Source organism: Glutamicibacter sp. MCAF14, assembly GCF_052114325.1.
GTDB classification, from domain to species: domain Bacteria; phylum Actinomycetota; class Actinomycetes; order Actinomycetales; family Micrococcaceae; genus Glutamicibacter; species Glutamicibacter arilaitensis.
Window position 1 is genome coordinate 26,735 of the sequence record NZ_JBFREO010000011.1, and the last position, 18,659, is coordinate 45,393.

At 58.4% G+C, this 18,659-nt stretch carries 15 protein-coding genes and 1 pseudogene; 6 read left to right on the forward strand and 10 right to left on the reverse strand.

Annotation, left to right across the window (positions count from 1 at the left end; all coding sequences use genetic code 11):
• Nucleotides 1–30 precede the first annotated feature (30 nt).
• Together AB4Y71_RS16510 and AB4Y71_RS16515 are read right to left on the reverse strand one after the other, a co-directional pair.
• Complete coding sequence (locus AB4Y71_RS16510; protein ID WP_441722117.1) at nt 31–954, reverse strand: helix-turn-helix domain-containing protein; 924 nt, start codon at nt 952–954, stop codon at nt 31–33.
• A 102-nt stretch (nt 955–1,056) separates the two neighbouring features.
• Nucleotides 1,057–1,650, reverse strand: a complete 594-nt coding sequence (locus AB4Y71_RS16515) for a TetR/AcrR family transcriptional regulator (protein ID WP_441722120.1) — start codon at nt 1,648–1,650, stop codon at nt 1,057–1,059.
• Between the two features lie 129 nt (nt 1,651–1,779).
• Here AB4Y71_RS16515 and AB4Y71_RS16520 point away from each other — a divergent pair, with 129 nt between their 5' ends.
• The 5 genes from AB4Y71_RS16520 to AB4Y71_RS16540 all read left to right on the forward strand — a co-directional run bounded on the left by AB4Y71_RS16520 (nt 1,780) and on the right by AB4Y71_RS16540 (nt 7,727).
• A complete protein-coding gene (locus AB4Y71_RS16520) occupies nt 1,780–3,702 on the forward strand; it encodes a primary-amine oxidase (RefSeq protein WP_441722123.1) in 1,923 nt (640 codons plus the stop codon).
• Complete coding sequence (locus tag AB4Y71_RS16525) at nt 3,677–4,126, forward strand: hypothetical protein (RefSeq protein ID WP_013349936.1); 450 nt, start codon at nt 3,677–3,679, stop codon at nt 4,124–4,126. The genes AB4Y71_RS16520 and AB4Y71_RS16525 overlap by 26 nt, the downstream gene beginning before the upstream one ends.
• 276 nt (nt 4,127–4,402) lie before the next feature.
• Nucleotides 4,403–5,848: an NAD(P)/FAD-dependent oxidoreductase gene (locus AB4Y71_RS16530; protein WP_441722126.1), complete on the forward strand. Its 1,446-nt coding sequence runs from the start codon at nt 4,403–4,405 to the stop codon at nt 5,846–5,848.
• Complete coding sequence (locus AB4Y71_RS16535; RefSeq protein ID WP_013349938.1) at nt 5,848–6,216, forward strand: cupin domain-containing protein; 369 nt, start codon at nt 5,848–5,850, stop codon at nt 6,214–6,216. The genes AB4Y71_RS16530 and AB4Y71_RS16535 overlap by 1 nt, the downstream gene beginning before the upstream one ends.
• A 20-nt stretch (nt 6,217–6,236) precedes the next feature.
• Nucleotides 6,237–7,727, forward strand: coding sequence for a gamma-aminobutyraldehyde dehydrogenase (locus tag AB4Y71_RS16540; RefSeq protein WP_441722129.1), 1,491 nt, complete (start codon nt 6,237–6,239; stop codon nt 7,725–7,727).
• On the opposite strand, the gene AB4Y71_RS16545 is transcribed toward AB4Y71_RS16540, so the two are convergent.
• From AB4Y71_RS16545 to AB4Y71_RS16555, 3 genes are all read right to left on the reverse strand, one after another.
• Nucleotides 7,714–8,787, reverse strand: coding sequence for a CDP-glycerol glycerophosphotransferase family protein (locus AB4Y71_RS16545; RefSeq protein WP_189638383.1), 1,074 nt, complete (start codon nt 8,785–8,787; stop codon nt 7,714–7,716). The two genes, AB4Y71_RS16540 and AB4Y71_RS16545, sit on opposite strands and share 14 nt — an antisense overlap.
• A gap of 88 nt (nt 8,788–8,875) precedes the next feature.
• Nucleotides 8,876–9,886, reverse strand: a complete 1,011-nt coding sequence (locus AB4Y71_RS16550; RefSeq protein WP_441685663.1) for a metal ABC transporter solute-binding protein, Zn/Mn family — start codon at nt 9,884–9,886, stop codon at nt 8,876–8,878.
• A 68-nt stretch (nt 9,887–9,954) separates the two neighbouring features.
• A complete protein-coding gene (locus AB4Y71_RS16555) occupies nt 9,955–11,130 on the reverse strand; it encodes a YibE/F family protein (protein ID WP_223261460.1) in 1,176 nt (391 codons plus the stop codon).
• Nucleotides 11,131–11,394: 264 nt separating this feature from the next.
• Here AB4Y71_RS16555 and AB4Y71_RS16560 point away from each other — a divergent pair, with 264 nt between their 5' ends.
• Nucleotides 11,395–12,552 (forward strand): CPBP family intramembrane glutamic endopeptidase, encoded by a 1,158-nt coding sequence (locus tag AB4Y71_RS16560; RefSeq protein ID WP_441722133.1) that lies wholly within the window; start codon nt 11,395–11,397, stop codon nt 12,550–12,552.
• A gap of 55 nt (nt 12,553–12,607) precedes the next feature.
• Here the strand turns inward: AB4Y71_RS16560 and AB4Y71_RS16565 are convergent, their stop codons facing one another.
• The 5 genes and pseudogenes from AB4Y71_RS16565 to AB4Y71_RS16585 form a co-directional block, all read right to left on the reverse strand.
• A complete protein-coding gene (locus AB4Y71_RS16565; RefSeq protein WP_441722136.1) occupies nt 12,608–13,663 on the reverse strand; it encodes a baeRF2 domain-containing protein in 1,056 nt (351 codons plus the stop codon).
• A 196-nt stretch (nt 13,664–13,859) separates the two neighbouring features.
• Complete coding sequence (locus AB4Y71_RS16570; RefSeq protein ID WP_441722139.1) at nt 13,860–14,987, reverse strand: NADH:flavin oxidoreductase/NADH oxidase; 1,128 nt, start codon at nt 14,985–14,987, stop codon at nt 13,860–13,862.
• A gap of 58 nt (nt 14,988–15,045) precedes the next feature.
• Nucleotides 15,046–16,398 carry a magnesium transporter gene (mgtE, locus tag AB4Y71_RS16575; protein ID WP_441722142.1) on the reverse strand — a complete coding sequence of 451 codons (1,353 nt, stop codon included), beginning with the start codon at nt 16,396–16,398 and terminating at the stop codon, nt 15,046–15,048.
• 414 nt (nt 16,399–16,812) lie between these two features.
• Nucleotides 16,813–18,222 carry an L-serine ammonia-lyase gene (locus AB4Y71_RS16580; protein ID WP_441722145.1) on the reverse strand — a complete coding sequence of 470 codons (1,410 nt, stop codon included), beginning with the start codon at nt 18,220–18,222 and terminating at the stop codon, nt 16,813–16,815.
• A gap of 188 nt (nt 18,223–18,410) precedes the next feature.
• Nucleotides 18,411–18,659 (reverse strand): annotated as a pseudogene (locus AB4Y71_RS16585) (serine hydroxymethyltransferase); the annotation flags it as partial.

Here is an 18,659-nt window from a genome sequence, read left to right on the forward strand (position 1 = left end):
GCCTGCGCGTGCAGAAACGTGTTCCAGCTCTCATGAAGCATTACGGTATTTGCCCGGGGTTGCGCCGAACTCCTTGGAGAACATGCGGCTGAAACCGGCCGCATCAGCAAGGCCCACCCGTGCACCAATTGCTTGCACCGGAAGGTCTGCCAGGAGCGGGTCACGCAGCATCCGCGCGGCTTTGGCCAGCCGGCGATGGCGGATCAGTGCAGCCACACTGAATGGTTCTTTTTCAAATAGGGCGTGCAGGCTGCGCACGGACATGAAGTGAGCGGCAGCTATGCGCGCCGGGCCGAGTTCGACATCATCCAGGTGCGCCTCGATATAGCTGTTGACCATTTCGCGCTGCCGGCTCTTGGCATCCGCATGGCATTCGCCGCCCATTGCACCGTCCAGCGCGGTAGCCAGCAGGTCTACGGTATTGCGGGCCAGCTGGTACCCGCCGAATTCGTCCCATGCCGGCAAGTTGGAACCAAGATGGCGTAATAGCGGAGCTACCGTTCCCGATAGCGGGTGGGTCTGCTTCAGCGATACTGCGGTCAGTTGGGAAACCTGTTGCTGAGACAGACGGAACTGGTCATGCGGTATCAATGCGACCATGACGGAGGCAGGTTTTTCGAAGGCCAGAGTGTAGGGACGCTGCGTGTCGTAAATAGCCAGGTCTCCGGGAGCGAGCAGGGTCTCCCGACCGTCCTGGATCAGCAGACCATACCCATCGAGCTGGTATGAGACCTTGTAGAAATCCCCATCTCCGCTGGAAGTCAGGTTCTCGGTGCGTTGCACCGCGTGAGGTTTCGCTTGGATGCGCATCAGTCCGATCTCACCGAGCATGGTGGCGCCAAGAGTTGCAGTGAAATGCCCGCCAGAAACTTGCTCGCTATGCAGACGCACAAAGGCATCTGAGATGAGCCGCGACCATGCGGCGAACGAGTCCACGTGCTGAAGTTGATACATCCTTACCTCCCCATCGATCCCCCGTGCTGTGTCGGGCATCACGAATGAGGGTACGCCGAGCGGGAAGAAAAGTCACTATTTTCTTCACACGGAGAATATCCGCTAGGAATCCTTGCTTAATCGACGCAGGGCATCAAGGCGGTACTGGAGCTGCTCTTCCAAGGCTTCAGCAGTATTGACGGCCTCATCGAGCACGCTGCTGATTTGCGCGCCCATCAAGAAGTTGATCATCGAGTCACGTGCCGCCCGCGCCTTGGGGTGCCCAGCTCCGAGCACCTCCTCAAACCAACTGTCCGCAAGCTTGCGCCAGCGGTCCATAGTTTCGGCATTGACGGTGGCCAAGGCACGGTCCGCCAGGGCCAGGTGCCAGAAGTGCACAGCAATACGACCTTCGTTGCGTCGCAACTCGTCCAGCGGCAGCACCTCGCGAGAGAATGCCTCCAATGCTCCCAAGCCCCTAAGGCTCTTGCAGCTGTGGGCAATGCGCCGATCGGTCGCTTCGGCGACATAGCGGAAAGTGGCTACGAGCAATGAGTCGCGCGTTGGAAAGTATGGCTTGAAGGCCCCGTTGGAGTAACCGGCGGCTGCGGCCAAGTCACGCAAATTAAGTTTCTCAATACCCTCGCGGGCAATGAACTTCCAAGTGACTTCAACAATCTCCCGGCGACGCTGATCATGATCCACGATTTTTGGCATGGTTAAAGATTAGCCATAAACACCTTATTTCCCGCGGAGGGTTGCATCGCAGTGGGTCCACCCGTATCCTCTACAACCAGAGAATAATAAATGCTGTAGATCACACTTCGCCGCCGAAGGAGCAGGCCCATGCCTACCACCACCGCCACAGATTTCACGTTGCTCTCAGAAGCAGAAATCACTGCTGCCAAAGAATTGCTGGTTCGCCACCAGTTGTTCACCGAGCACACCCGAATCGCCTACATGGGCTTAGAGGATCCGCGCACCGACCGACCGGGACGTTTCGTTCGCGTGATGCTCATGGATAAGCTGACCAACTCCCCAAAGGATGTTCTCCTGAATCTGACCGCAGCAGCGGTGGTCTCGAAAATCGACCTGGATCCTGCCAAGGTCGGCCAGATGCCCGTGCTGCTGGAAGAATTCGAAATGGTCCAGACCATTCTGGCCGATGACCCGCAGTGGGCTGCAGCCTTGGCCAAGCGCAGCCTGAAACCAGAACAGGTTCGCGTCGCTCCGCTCTCGGCCGGTGTCTACGAGGACGAATACCCGCAGGAGTCGGGCCGCCGCATCCTGCGCGGACTGGCCTTCCGCCAAGATTTCGCCGAAGACTCAGCCTGGGCGCACCCGGTGGACGGACTGGTGGTGTACATCGACACCATTGCCGGCAAGATCGACCAGCTACTGGACTTGGAAATCATCCCCGTCCCTGAAACTCACGGCAACTACACCGACCCCGAGATGACCGGCCCGGTGCGCACCACCCAGAAGCCAATCGAGATCACCCAGCCCGAAGGTGTCAGCTTCACCGTGAGCGCAGGCAACCACGTGGAATGGGAGAAGTGGTCGCTGGATATCGGCTTCGATATGCGCGAAGGGCTTGTCCTCTACAACATCGCCTTCGATGACAAGGGCACGCAGCGCCGCATCCTGGACCGCGCGTCCATCGCCGAAATGGTGGTCCCTTATGGCGACCCTTCCCCGGTGCGAAGCTGGCAGAACTACTTCGACACCGGCGAATACCTGATCGGCCGGCTGGCCAACTCGCTGGAATTGGGCTGCGATTGCCTCGGCGAAATCCACTACATCTCCCCGGTGGTCACCGATGCAGATGGCAACGCCCACACAATCGCCAACGGCATCTGCATGCACGAGGAAGACGCCTCGATCCTCTCCAAGCACGCCGATGACTGGTCAGGAGTGAAGTACACTCGGCGCAACCGCCGCTTGGTGATCAGCTTCTTCACCACCGTGGGCAACTACGACTATGGCTTCTACTGGTACCTGTACCTCGATGGCACCATCGAATTCGAAGCCAAGGCCACGGGCATCGTGTTCACCTCGGCCATGATCGATGACCGCTTCGCCTCGGAAATGGCCCCAGGCCTGGGCGCCCCCTTCCACCAGCACATCTTCGGCGCTCGGCTGGATTTCGCCCTGGATTCCGGGCCGAGCCGCGTGATCGAGGAAGAAGCTGTGCGCCTGCCGATCAGCGCGGAAAACCCGCGCGGCAACGCCTTCACCCGCAGCCATACGGTGCTGGGCACCGAAAAGCAGGCGGTGCGCGATAACAACCCGACGGCCGGACGCACCTGGGTGGTCACCAACCCGGAGTCGAAGAACTACCTGGGCAAGCCGGTGGGCTACAAGCTCATGTCCCAGGGCCTGCCGACCTTGCTGGCGGCTGAAGGTTCCTCCATCCACCGCCGCGCTGAGTTCGCTTCCAAGGCCCTATGGGTCACCAAGCGCGATTATGATCACCGCTACCCGACCGGCGACTTCGTGAACCAGAATCCAGGCGTGGATGGCATCGGCTCATGGATTGAGGATGACAAGAACATCGATGGCGAGCAGATCAGCCTCTGGCACACCTTCGCATTGACCCACTTCCCGCGCACCGAGGACTGGCCGATGATGCCGGTGGATACCGTCGGTTTCACCATCCGCCCCGAGGGCTTCTTCGATCGCTCGCCGGTGCTCGATGTTCCTGCCCCGGTCCAGCATGGTTGCTGCTCCACCGAGGTATCCGATGGCTGCTGTGGCAGCGACAGCTAGCCATATCCACAGCCGTTCAAGCGGACACCGCGCGCTGGGTCTGGCTTCCTTGGGCCTGGCCGCGGTTCATCTGCTGGTGCTTGCATTGCTGCCACATAACGTGTGGTGGGTACTGGCTCTGGGAGCCATGACTTTGTGGTGCCTCAAGTGCTCGTGGTGCGTATTGCGTGGGGGTTCGCCTTTGAGCCTGCTGTCGATGAGCGCGCTCATGGGTTCCTGCCACGTGGCAATGGTCATCGGGCTGCCCTGGTTTGCCGGCCACCACCACAATCATTCCGGGCATGCTGCCACGCATGCGTCGCTCATGCTGGGCATTGCGGTTGCCGAATTCCTGCTGATGTATGGCGCGGCATGGCTCAGCCGCATAGATCAAGACAGGGAAATCCAAGCTCAGTACGGGAAATCAATCTCGGCGCCCATCTAGCGGAACCCGGTCGTCGACGCACGGAATAAGACTGTCGGATACTGGGTTCCGCCTCAGCTGATGAACCTTGACAACCTTGCGCAAGGCAAGCTTAGATGAGTAATGAATCACATTCACTTTGATTCATCTTTTTCGAGAAGAGGGATAGCCTTGACCGCCGAATGGCTCTCATCTGGCATCCTCGGTGCCCAGCAGACGGCAAAGCCGCAAGGACCGCTCGTTGTGCCATTGCCTCGATAGCGACTACTGATCCAGCTATCTTCGAGGAAAGAACCAATGAGCACCATCAATGAACTGACTTTCGACAGGCATGAAGCCGAAGTCTCCCCCGCACTGATCTCCCAGGCACTGGCATCCGCCAAACGCACCAGCTACTGGCTGGACGATGAGCGTCGCCCCGCACCCCACCCGGCACTGCACGGTGCGATCAGTGCTGATCTGCTGATTGTCGGCGGCGGCTACACCGGGTTGTGGACAGCGCTTCAAGCCAAGGAACAGAACCCCGACCGTCATGTGGTGCTCATCGAGGGCCAACGCTTGGGCTGGGCCGCATCGGGGCGCAATGGTGGTTTCTGTGAAGCATCACTGGTGCACGGCGAAGCCAATGGCGAAAACCACCTGCCCAAGGAGAACGCCCTGCTGGCCGAACTCGGTCTTCAGAACCTGGATGAATTCGAGCAATGCGTCAAGCGCCATGCCATGGACGTGGATTTCATCCGTGAAGGGGCCCTGAACGTCGCCACCGAGCAGCATCAGATTTCGTGGGTAGCCGAAGAAGCTGAAGCCGAATGCGTTGAGTACCTCGATGCCCACGAGGTCAAACAGCTGATCAACTCCCCAGATTTCCTGGCCGGCGCCCGCGACCGCCATTCCACCGCGCTGGTCCACCCCGCCAAATTGGTCTGGGAACTGGCCCGGGTCTGCCGCGATCTAGGCGTTGAATTCTACGAGCACACGCACGCCGTGGAATTGAAAGATGAGGGCAGCCAGATTCAGGTGCTGACCGCCGATGGCCAGATCAATGCCAAAAAGGTCGCACTGGCAACCAACGTGTTCCCTTCCCTGCTCAAGCGCCACCGCTCCCGCATCGTCCCGGTGTACGACTATGCGCTGATGACCGAACCGTTGACCGTTGAGCAGCGAGAGGCCATCGGCTGGGATGAGATGGTGGGGTTAGCTGACTTGAACAACCGCTTCCACTACGCCCGGCCCACCATCGATGCCGGAGGCAACTTCCGAATTCTTTACGGCGGCTACGACGCGGTCTATCACTTCGGCGGTAAGGTCCGATCCAGCTACGACACTAATCAGCAGACCTTTGAGAAGCTCGCAGCGCATTTCTTCGGCAGCTTCCCGCAGCTGGCGGATGTGAAGTTCTCCCATGCGTGGGGCGGTGCCATCGATACCTGCTCGCGCTTTTTCTCCTTCTTCGATCTGAGCCACGGAGGCAAGGTTGCCTACTGCGCAGGTTTCACCGGCCTCGGCGTTGGAGCCACGCGATTCGGGGCCAAGGTCATGCTGGATCTGCTATCGGGCCAGAAGACCGAGCTGACCGAATTGGAGCTGGTTCGCACCAAACCGATCCCCTTCCCTCCGGAGCCCGCTGCATGGGTGGGCGTGAAGCTCATGACCGATCATCTGATCAAGGCGGATCACAATTCAGGTGAGCGTTCGGCCTTCCTGAAGCTGATGGACAAGATCGGAATGGGGTTCGATTCCTAATGACCAGCAATTCGCTTCGGGCCAGCCATCATCAAGCCAGCCGCCTTGGACTCCCCCACCAAGAGATCGAATCCGAACAGCAGCTAGCTGGTCAGCCGGCAGCGACTGTCGGCCTCATGGAACTAGGCACCCTCGACGATGCTGAAATTGGCGTCTGGGAAATGTCTGTTGGTGCCATGGCAGATATCGAAAACGACGAATGGTTTGTCGTGCTTTCAGGACAGGCCACAGTGCAGATCTTGGAGGCCGGCGGTTTTGCCGCTCAAGAAATTGAGTTGGCCCCCGGCAGCGTAGTTCGGCTCCATCAGGGCATGGAAACCCGGTGGACCGTTACCCAGACGCTACGCAAAATCTACTTCGCCCGCTGAATCTTCACAGGAGAACTCCCATGACTACTTACGATTTTTCCCTTGGACATCAGTTCATCAATGGCCAGCAAGTCCGTGGACGCGGCCCGGTATTGGAACGCGCCAATCCGGCGACCGGGCTCAAGTTGCTGGATGTCGATACCGCTGACCTGGAACAGGTCGATCTCGCGGTGCAAGCCGCCGCCGAGGCCTTCAAGACCTGGTCCAAGCTCACTCCCGGCGAGCGCTCCGACCATTTGCTGGCCTTCGCCCGCGAACTTGAAAAGCGTGCTGATCTGATCGCCGAGGTGGAGACCGCGCAGACCGGCAAGACCATCCGCATGTCTACCGAATTCGATGTTCCCGGGTCCATCGACAACGTGAACTTCTTTGCCGGTGCCGCACGCAACCTGCAGGGATTGGCTGCCGGGGACTATGCGGGGAATACCACCTCGATGATTCGCCGCGAAGCGATCGGCGTAGTCGGTTCGATCAGCCCGTGGAACTATCCGCTGCAGATGGCTGCGTGGAAGGTTCTGCCAGCGATCGCTGCCGGCAACACCATTGTGCTCAAGCCCAGTGAGCTGACCCCGGGCACTTCGGTGCTCTTTGCCCAGGCAGCCAAGGATGCAGGACTGCCCGATGGCGTGATCAATATTGTCGTCGGCGATGGGCCCAATGTTGGTGCGCCGTTGGTGCGCCATAAGCAGGTGAAGATGACTTCCTTCACCGGTTCAACCGCCGTGGGGCTGAAGATCATGTCCATGGCGGCCGAGACCGGCACCCGTGTTCATCTTGAGCTCGGCGGCAAGGCACCATTTGTAGTCTTCGACGATGCCGATATTGAGGCCGCTGCGCACGGTGCGGTGGCCGGTTCGACGATCAATTCCGGCCAGGACTGCACCGCTGCCACGCGTGCTTATGTGCATACCTCGGTCTTCGAGAAGTTCACCAGCAGAGTCGCCGAGTTGATGGATGCCATGGTGGTGGGTGATCCGACCGATCCGGACACCGACATGGGCTCAATGATCAGCCAGGCGCATCTTCAGAAGGTTTCTTCGATGGTTGAGCATGCTAAGGAGGACGGTGCGAGGGTACTGGCTGGAGGCCAGCAGGTATCTGGGGCGGGCTACTTCTACCGTCCGACCTTGATCGTGGGCGCGACCCAGGATTCTGAGATTGTGCAGCAAGAAGTCTTCGGCCCTGTTCTGGTGGCCTTGCCATTCGACAGCGATGAGGAGGCAATCGAGCTAGCCAACGACACTCCTTATGGTTTGGCGGCCAGCGCCTGGACCAAGAATGTTGATCGTGCCATGCGTGCCAGCGCTGAAATCCAGGCCGGGTGCGTGTGGATCAACGAGCATATTCTGATCGTGTCCGATATGCCTCATGGCGGTTGCAAGGCCTCAGGAATGGGCAAGGATATGAGCCAGTATTCCTTCGATGAGTACACCAACGTTAAGCACGTGATGATCTCTCATGATCCTGCCGCTCATCGGCAGTGGCAGGATACGGTCTTCAAGCAGCGCTAGGACGCCACGAAGGCAGACCGCTGAGCAGCTGGTTCAGTTTCTTCGTTGCCACCCCAGGTTCGGTGGTGGCAAAGAAGTACTGGGCCAGCTGTTTTTGCGCTCCGGCAACTCCCGAAGCAGCGAGTTCCGCCACCCTCTGGGCCAGGCCGTTGGCGTTGCCCAGGTGCTGGCCTAAGGGCAGTCCGTCAAGGAGCTTGCTTGGCCGGTCCCCGGAGAGAAGCAGCGGGATGTTCAGTGCTACGGCGTCATAGGCCATGGCCGAGGTATCGCAGATGGCAACATCAGCCCACACCATTGACTGCGCCGCATCACCGACAGGGTCCAGTGTTTGGGCATAAGCGCTTTTGAGGCCCGTGACGGCCTTTTTTGCCTCGGCCGAAACGTCTCCGGTCTTTGGATGCGGACGGAAGCGCACTTCGAAACGCTCGTCGCTAGTGAGTTGGGCTAGGATCCGCTCGCCCAGCGTACTCACCGAAGAGTACGCCATTGCTTTCGAATCGCCTTCCCAGGTCGGTGCATAGAGCACGCGGATTTTTTCCGATGGGCGGGGCAGCTCCAGTTCGTCGAGCTGCGGGCGTCCGATCTGCACCAGATGCTTCGGGTCGAAACGGGCTATGTTCTCGGTGATCCGTTCCACGGCTGCCGGTCCGGCTACACAAGCGAAGTCATAGGCTTTGAGCTGGTTGGAGACCATGGAAGCCTTTTCGCTTTCGCCATGGTTCAGGTGGATATGCGCCGGTCCGTTGAGTCGAAGCATAGTGAAGTTTCGCTGCGCGTTGTTCACGTAATTGATGGATTTGGTATCCCACTCGCGCAGCTTGGTCTCGATCTGTTCAATGGAACGCGAGAACAAGATCGGCAAGCTGGTGGCGGCCAGGGCTTCGCGTGCGCTCAGGGCGTCCATGAGCACGACTCCGACTTTGAGTCCTTGGGAGGCCAAGCGCTCAAAAGTAGCCAGCCAGACCCCGAGCTGATAGAACTGCCCAGGGCCTTCGGCAAAGAAGATTACATGGTCTGCTTGTTCTATTTCCCGGCCAGCGTCCGCGATTTCTGTCCGCACGGACCGCTCCGCTAGAAGGGAGCGTGCCTTACCTGTCGCTTGAGTGATCTGGGAAGAGAACAATGCCATGCAATAAGTCTACGTAGATTTACCCGTTGATCGCGGAATCCAAGTCGGAAATGTTGGATTCCATCCATTCAAGGTAGCTGGAATCATCCTGAATGGTCTCTGTAAAGTCCACTACCGGCACCTCGCCCTGTTCAGCGCTTTTCTTCAGCTGCTGGGTTTCGCTGCCTTCGGTTTGCACGTTGTAGGCCAGGATATCCGCTTCGCCGGCAGCAAGCTTGTCCTTAGCAGTTTTCAGGGTCAGCGGCGCCACGCCTTCGCCTTCTTCGATGGCTTCGCTCAATCCTTCGGGGGTGAGATTATCCATGCCAGCGTCCTGCAATAAGTGGAATGGAACAGGCTCGGTCATCATGAAGCTCTTACCATCAAGCTTGGCGGCTTGAAGCTGACCCTCCAGCTTGGCCAGTCCTTCGGTGAAGGTTGCTGCGTTCTGCTTGTACTGCTCGGCGTTGGCGGCATCGAGCTTGGAGAAGGACTCTGCCAGCTCGCCGGCAAGTGCCTCCACGGAATCCAAGTCGTACCAGATGTGTTCGTTATAGCCGGCGTGTGCGTGTCCTTCATGCTCGTCTTCGGCTTGCTCTTCATCAGCGTGCTGCGCATGCTCCTCGGCGCTCTCACCCTCATGCTCGTCTTCAGCCTGCTCGGCTACCGGCGAAGAATCGACCGCGTGCATGAGCGTGATCTGTCCCAATGCCTTTTTCGGGAGGGAAGAAACCAGAGAATCCATGAATTGGTCATAGCCTCCGCCGTTTGCCAGAACCACGTCCGCCTCGGAAATCGACAGCTTGTCGCGGGCAGTTGGTTCATAGGAGTGCGGATCCTGCGCGGTCGAGGTGATGATCTCGCTGACCGCGACGCTCTCCCCGCCGATGGCACGGGCGATCTGGCCATAAACATTCGTGGTGGCCACGACGCTCAGCGCAGCATCGCTTTGCGAAGCTTCGCTCTCGGTGGGGCTACCGCATCCGGCAAGGATCAGTCCGGCAGCAGGCAGTGCGACAGCAGCTGCGAGCAGTTTGCGGTAGTTCTTCATGGGACTCTCCATCTATGTCAGGTCGCTATTGAGAACTATTCTACATTACATATGAGAACGGTTCGCACCTAGGAATCTGATCCCACACTTTGCAAAGTCCGTTTACCGTGTGCGCCACCGGTACCCGTGGCCTTCACAACCATGACAGCAATAGCGGTAGTGACCGGGATTGCGAGCACCAATCCAATGGAACCAATCAGAATACGAATGACTTCTTCAGCCATAGCGCCAGAGCCAAGAGTGATTCCAAAACTCTGATTGCTCAAGGCCGCGATGGCCAACACCGGCAGCGCCGCGCCAGCATAGGCAAAGGCAATGGTGTAGACGGTCGAGGCGATATGGTCGCGGCCGATGCGCATGCCTCGGAAGAACAGCTCCTTGGCCGGGGCCTTGGGCGAGGATTCTGCCAGCTCCCATACGGTTGCTGACTGGGTAATCGTCACATCGTTGAGCACACCCATGCCACCGATCAGAACACCGCAGATTAGCAAGCCAGGCAGGGAAATTTGCGGGGCCACCGTCGATAAGGTGATCGCCGATTCGTCATTGGCGCCGGTCAGCGCCGCTGCATCGGTCAGCCAGAGCACCATGCCAGCAGTAACGCCCAGGCCAAAGAGCGTCCCCAGCAGCGCAGTAGATGTCTTTGCGTTCAATCCGTGGGCGAAATACAACGCGACAAACATGATGGCAGTAGAACCGGTGAGACCCACCAGCACCGGATTGCCGCCTTCCAGCAGGGCCGGAACCATGAAGACGACCATGAAGGCGATGCCACCGACCAAGCCAATCATCGCGCGGGTTCCACGCCATCCAGCAACCAGCACCACCACCAGTCCGTAGGCGATCGCCAGCAGCACCATCGGCAAGGTACGCACGAAGTCAACGAACACGTAAGGGCTTCCGCTGGTGGTATCTACGGCAGACAGATCCAGATAGCGGATGCTGTCGCCGGCACGCGCATCACGCGATTGCAGCATTTCTGGTGGGATTTCGAGCTGGATTTCTGCCCCGCCGGATTCAGGCATGACGTAGGTGACTTGGCATTCGAGCACTTTGCCGCCGACGTCTTCCAGACCTTGGGAAGATGGGCAGTCACCTACGACATTGCGCGTGACGGTGCCAACTTGCATGGTGGCTCCACCGGCGGTGTCCATTGCACCGTTCAGTGCGAATTTGTCGTAGTTTCCTTGCGGCCACAGCAAGATGACCATCACCAGGGCCAGGGCACCTACGGGCGCAAGCAATGCCCATAAGATGATTGAGGCCCGACGGCGTCGTTTGGGATCCTGCAAAATCGGTTCGTCATGGTGATGATGGCCCACGGGGTGTTGCTCCAAATCAAAGAAGGCGAATCGTTCTTTCCAAGTCTAAGAGCAAGCCGAACAGAATTCGGCGTGCAGGCCACGTGCCTTGCGTGCGGTCCGTGTCGATGACGTTCAAAAGGATGACCTGATAAATCCTCCGTAAGGTTCATGTCTTCACACGCCGTTGAACGAGAGAATTGACTCATGAGCCTGCCAATGAATTTGCCACCTGAGGTGCAACGCCCCGAGGGTGAAACCGAGTATCCGTTCCATCGCCTGATGCGACGCAGCCAGAACTACCGCTGGTGGAAACCGTTGGCGTTCACGGGCACTGGCATTGGCTTCTTCGCCGCGGCACTTGTCATCGCCATCGTGGTCATGGTCGTTGCATTGCTGGCCAATCCGCTGACCTGGAATGCGGAAAATCCAGATGAAGCTCCTGACGCTTTCCTGATGAATCCTGACCTGAACATGGCTTCGGCCGCGGACTTCTCGATAACCATGGCCTCCCTGATCATCATGATTCCGGCGGTTTACCTGGCCTACCTGCTCCTGGGACCCAAGCCTGTTGGCTTGCTGCTCTCGGTGGCTGGCAAGTTGCGCTGGCGGTGGTTCGGACGGGCCATCGGGATCAGCGCCCTTTTATTCGCCGTGTATTTCGCACTGAACTTCGGATTAAGTGCATTAGGTATTGGCGAGTCCGCCCCCGTGCCTGCCAGCAGCATACCGACCGATCCGCTGTTCTATGCGCTGCTGGTCATCTTATTGACGCCATTACAATGCGCGGCTGAAGAACTGGTATTCCGCGGCGCATTCATGCAGGTGATCGGCAGCTGGCTGAAGCATCCGCTCTTTGCCATCCTGTTGCCAGTACCGTTCTTCGCCATCGGCCATCTCTACGATATCTGGGGGCTCCTGGATGTGTCGGTGTTCGCGATTGCGGCGGGCTATCTCACCTGGCGCACCGGCGGCTTGGAAGCAGCAATTGCGATGCACATCATCAACAACACGTTCTTGTTCTTGCTCGGGGCAATCGGCGTGGTTGATCTCAACGCTACGGAATCCAATCCCCTCTCGCTGGTCTTCTCGATCTGCTTCACCGCCCTAATGACCTTCGTTCTGGTCAAGCTCGCGGCAAAGCACAATATCGCGCGCACCGCTGGCCCGCTTCCGGCAGTTGTGCCGAGCCCGATGCTGCAGCCGTGGCAGATGAACCAGCCGCCGATGAACCCGAATCAGGCGTACTGGGCTCCTCCTGCCTACCAGGCCGGCACCCCGCAGGGAGTCTCCAGGGATCCATCGGTTGCCCCGCCGACTTCCCCAACTGCCGATTTTCCAGATCGGCAGAGCCCAGACAGCTAGAACGTAAATTGATCCGCCCAATTTCTTGGGCGGATCAATTTATGTGCCAGGCTATTTAGGATTTCGGCCAACGTAGCAGGGCTGCGATTCCTGCTCCATCGGGCAGTAGCGAATCCGGGACGTAGCGAATACTTGCATCAGTCAGTGCGGTTGCCCGCAGCAGAACTTCTGGCGCTGGCCATTCTCCGAGGACCGACTCTGCGTGGTCTTCGCCTTCTTGATGGGCAATCCATGGTTCCGCGCTCAAGGCGCGCAGGGTGTGCTCGCTTTGATATTGGCCAACAAGCACCATTTCGGCCTGCGCTGATTGCAACGCAGTAACAACTTCGTCGAGACCAACTGCTAGTTGCGCTCTTCCGTTGCCGGACTGGGCAGCGACCTTTGATTCCAATTCAGCCAGGGCATTGGCTTTCACGTCCTCTACGAGCTTGGTAATTTGCGCATCAACATGCTTGGCATCTGCGCCGCCGGTGCGCGTATGCGAGTCGATGACATCTACGTAATCCTTCAGTGTTCCAGGAAGGGCACCTAAGACTGCTTCACGAGCCTTGATATCGCCAGAAAGAATGATCAGGCGAACGAAGTTCTCGTTGGACATTTCTCTGATTAGTTCGGCAACTTCATCCGCATTTCGACGAACCATCTCATCGGCTGCGGCCTGCGCCTTGGGCTGGTCGTATTCGCCGGGCACCTTGCGCGCATGGTGGATTTCCTCCGGTAATCCGACAATCCCGCGACTGCCCAAGCGTTCAGGGGACGCGGTGTTATACAGGTGCACCTCGCCTCCGTCCTTGCTCACCTCGGCTACGAGGTAGGAGAAGGATCCGCCACGAGCGCGAGCCAGCGCCGTGAAGTTCGGGAACGGACCGACATCAACTGCTGAATTGGAAACTTTCAGGCCTGGGATGACTTCGTTCAAGACGACTTCACCACCATGCACAGCTACGAACCTTGCTACTGGTGCTTTCAGTCCTTGGGCTGGCTCCAGTGCGCCGATTAATGCTTGGACATCGCCGGGCTGCGCCTGCTGGCTCTTGAGCAGCTTGGCCACCTCTTCAGGAAGTCGATCCGCCGCTTCTTGAGCGGCAGTATTTCCTAACGATGCATCCACAAGAGCTGTACTCCATGAGCCACTTCTCCGATAAAGCGAAGCGTCGATTCCATTAGAATCCGCGCGTAGTGCCATGCTGACTCCCTTCCGCACGCGAGCCTTGGCCGCGATGCGACTAGATCCGTGGCACTAACCTAACATCACTATTCAGTGGCTGGAAGAGGTAACCAGAAACTATGTCGTTGTTTGGACGAAATCAGCAAGATAAGAACTGTTTACCAATGGCCACGCCAGTATTGTCAGGAGCTGCCATCTCGGCACCCAGCGCTTGGGCGGCACGGTTGGGCCATTGGGGATCGCCCAACGCCGCACGCCCGATGCAGACCCCGTCAGCCTGCCCGGTCCCAACGATCTGTTCAGCCTGAGCCGGTTCGGTAATGACACCCACCGCGGTGACAAACGCATCCTCCGGGAGCGCTTCTTTTACAGCCTGCGCCAACGGCACTTGGTATCCCGGACCAGAAGGTCCGTGGAACTTGCCAATGCCTGCACTGGACAGGTCAAAGTGGCGCACCCCGAAGCCGTAAAGCTCCTTGGCAAGCTGGATCGTGTCAGCAATGCCCCACCCTTCTTCAACCCAGTCTTCACCCGAGAAACGGATGCCCAAGGCCTTGTTCTCTGGCCACACAGCTGCCACAGCCTCGATGATTTCGCGTAGGTAGCGAGTACGGTTTTCAAAGCTTCCACCGTATTCGTCGGTGCGCTTATTAGACAGCGGCGATAAGAACTGATGCACCAGATATCCGTGCGCAGCATGGATCTGGACCAGGTCGAAACCTGCAGCGTCGGCACGCTTGGCCCCCTGAGCCCAGTCCTGCACCGAGTCCTTGATCTGTGCTGTACTCATCTGTGTTGCCGGCTTCAGCCCGTAAAGCTCGCTCGGTGAGGAAGTAAAGGTTTCCCAACCGCCTTCTTCATCGCCGATGCTGCCCACTTTTCCTGCATCGGCCAAGTCTTTGAGCCAGCCATAGGTCGATGCCTTGGCTCCAGCATGTGCCAGCTGCACCCCTGGCACTGCCCCATGGGAGCGAATGTATTGGGTAATCGGCTTCCACGCTTCGACCTGTTCTTCATTCCACAGACCGGTATCGCGATCGGAAATTCTGCCAGCAGCCGCTACCGCTGTTGCTTCGGTAATCACCAGGGAGTACCCGCCATGGGCCATGGAGCCCAGGTGCGCCAATTGCCACGCCGTTGGAACGCCATCGCGTTTTTCGACGGAGTATTGACACATGGGCGGAAGGACGACGCGGTTGCGCAGCTTCAGGCCTTCGCCGCTTTTGGTAGGGATGGTGACAGGCGCAAAGAGTTGGCTTTGGGGCATACCTAGTACGACACTGGCGTAGCCGAATTTATTCCTTGCACGACACTGCGACTAGAGGCTATCCAAGAATGAGTACAGCAACAGAAAGGTAGACGATCAGTCCGGCAGCATCAACGAAGGTTGAGATGAACGGGTTGGAGAACACTGCAGGGTCCACCTTGAAGAATTTTCCGATAATCGGCATCACCCCGCCAATGGCAGCAGCAATACTGCACAGGGCCAATAGGCTAATCCCGATCACCAAACCGATGCGCGGGTCGAAAATGATTCCGGTAATGGCCCATGCCGCTGCGCCTAGGCAAGACCCCAAGGCCGCACCAATGCGCACCTCGCGCAGCAGGACCCTCCAGAAATCGCTTCCCCTCACATCGCCCATAGCCAAGGCACGAGTCACCGTGGTTGCCGCTTGGTTTCCGGTGTTGCCTCCGATCCCTACGATCAGCGGGATGAACAAGCTGAGCACCACCATGGACTCCAGAGTCTCGTCGAAACTGGAGAGCACTTTGACCGTCAAGGTTGCACCGATGGCCAGCACCAGCAGCCAGGTGATGCGGGCTTTGACCAATTGGCGCAGCGGCGTCCCCAGATATGGCCGGTACAGCGGTTCTGCTCCGGCGCTTCGTGCTGTGCGGCGTTCCTCCGCATCCTCCAAGATCTGGATCGCCGCGGGCAGGCTTACTACTCCAAGCAAGCGCCCTTCCTGGTCAAGCACCGGCAGCAAGCTCAGTTTCTGGTCTGTCGCCAAGCGGGCGGCCTTTATTTCGGCATCGGTGGCTTGAATGCTGGGGCTCGGGCGGTACAGTTCGGATACAGGCCTTTGGGCAGGTTCGGTGAGCAGTTTGCTCAGCTTGAGCGTTCCCAGAAGCCGGCGTTCATTATCAATCACCATGATCAGCCCGGGTTCTTCTGTCCGCTCCAGCTGCGAGCTGAGGCGTTCTATGGTTTGGGCTACTGAAAGCTGGGGGTGGGTCGCCAAGAATTCCGGATCCATGGTACGTCCAACGCTGGCTTCCGGGTATCCCAGGAGGATTCCCGTTGATTGGCGTTCGTCCTTGGATAGTCCGGCCAATAGTTTGGCCACGATTGCGGGCAGTTCACCAAGCAGCGCTACCCTTCCGGCAACCCCAAGCTGGGTGAAAGCATCGATGACCGTTTCTGATTGCAGCGAACGTACCAGTTCGGCTTGCACCGCGGCATCGAGCTCTTGGAATACTCGTACCGCAGTTTGCTTATCGAGCAGACGGTAGGCCACTGCTGCTTCGGTTGCATCCAACGCTTCGAGATGTGCGACGCATTGTGCGGTTCCCATACCGGCAAGCAGGGCTGCGGCGAGGTGGAGATCTGCGCGATTCAGGTGTGAGCGCAGGGTGCGGGAAATAGTAGAGAAGTCTACCTTTTCTGGTGAGATCATGAGTTTGGTCCAAACGGCTCATTTGGCGCAGGAATACGGTCCTGCCAGCAACTTCTCACCGCTTTATCACCATGAGAAAACAGGGAGATAAATCAGTCAATATTTGCGTTCAGGTCTTTGCGCCGGTGACATGGATAAGAGTCACGAACTCGAGGGGATCTCATGGCTTGGGGCGTGCCCGATGAGGCTGCTTCAGCTACGAATTTCCGGGTGAGTTCGTGTGCATAGATCGACTAGAACTGTCTTCCACGACGCTCACCTCCCTGGATTAGTTTGCGAATATACGCAGTGGGCCTACGTCAAGTTCTATCAGGAAATACGGAGCATTGCTCCACCGTAGGGCCAAGATCACTTTTAACTAACGCGGGAGGCCGGCAAAAGCCGACCTCCCGCCAACAGGCTACTACTGGAAAACTAGCATTCAACTACGTTGACGGCCAGGCCGCCCATGGCAGTTTCCTTGTACTTGTCGCTCATGTCCTTGCCGGTTTCGCGCATGGTGATGATGACTTCATCCAGGGTAACGTGGTGCTCGCCGTCGCCCATCAGGGCCATCTTCGCAGCGTTCACTGCCTTCGAAGCGGCGATCGCATTGCGCTCGATGCATGGGATCTGCACGAGGCCGCCGATTGGGTCGCAGGTAAGTCCGAGATTGTGTTCCATCGCGATTTCCGCGGCGTTCTCGACCTGGGCGGGGGTGCCACCAAGGATTTCGGCAAGGCCGCCGGCAGCCATGGAGGATGCCGAACCGACTTCACCCTGGCAGCCGACTTCAGCACCGGAGATCGAGGCCTGTTCCTTGTACAGCACGCCGACAGCACCGGCGGTCAGCAGGAAGCGGACAACCGCGTCATGCTTTTCTTCTTCGTTCCAGTACTTGGCACCCGGAGCGTAGTGGGTGGCGTAGAACAGTACCGCTGGGATGATGCCCGCTGCACCGTTGGTTGGCGCCGTGACGACTCGTCCGCCGGAAGCATTTTCTTCGTTCACTGCAAGTGCGACCAGGTTGATCCATTCCTGCCAGTAGACCGGATCCCGGTCCTTGTCTTCCTTGCGCAGGCGTTCGTGCCATTCCGGTGCACGGCGGCGAACCTTCAGGCCGCCTGGCAGTACTCCGGTGCGTTCCAGCGCCGAGTCCTTGCAGGCTTCCATCACTTCATAGATGTGGACCAGGCCATTGCGGATTTCTTCGCGGGAACGGTAGGCCATTTCATTGGCCATCATGATGTCGGCAATGGACAGACCGGTTTCCTTCACATGCTCCAACAGCTTGGCTGCCGTAGTGAAGGGATATGGCTGCTTGTTCAGTTTGGCTTCGAGGTTTTTCTCAATGCGGTCTTCGGCGCCTTCGCGCACGATGAAACCGCCGCCGACGGAGAAGAAGGTTTCATTGGCTAGTTCGTTGCCCTCAGCGTCGAGGGCAACGAACTTCACACCGTTGGTGTGGCGTGGGAGAACAGTCAGCGGGTGCTGGACCATGTCTTCGACCTTGTAGTCCAGGTCTTTGCGATGCTCCAGCTGTTCTGCCAAGCGCAGGATGCCGGTAGCTTCCATGTCGGCCAACCGCTCATCAACCTGAGCTGGGAGCACGGTTTCCGGTTCGAAGCCTTCAAGACCAAGCATGATTGCGGTGAAGGTTCCGTGGCCGCGTCCGGTAGCGGCCAAGGAGCCGTAGACATCGACTCGGATATTTTCCAGCGCGTCGAGTTTGTCGTCGCGGATTACTTGGGCAATGAATGCGTGTGCTGCACGCATTGGCCCCACGGTGTGGCTGGACGATGGTCCGATGCCAACCGAGAAAAGATCGAATACGCTAACCGCCATGGCGGGTCACATCCTTAGAACTTGGGTAATCCGTGAATTCGAGTTCCGGATCATTGGAATGTAGTTCCAGAGCTGTGCAGTGCGCTGCATGTCTCGGTGGCGCGGTGCGCTGCTCTGGGTGATGAAAGACCGCGGGCCCGAAAAGCGAATGATTCCACTTTCCGGGCCCACATCTTCACGAGGTGATGTTACTCGGAAACCTTAGCCAGCTCCGGGTACAGCGGGTGAGCCTCGGCGAGCTTCAGAACACGTTCTTTCAGCTCTGGCAGCGCAGCAGTGTTGCCTTCTGCGCCGGCGATCAACGTCTGCGCAATGATCTCCGCAACCTCAGCAAACGCAGCCTCAGAGAAACCACGAGTAGCCAACGCAGGAGTACCAATACGCAAACCCGAAGTCACCATCGGCGGACGAGGATCAAACGGCACCGAATTACGGTT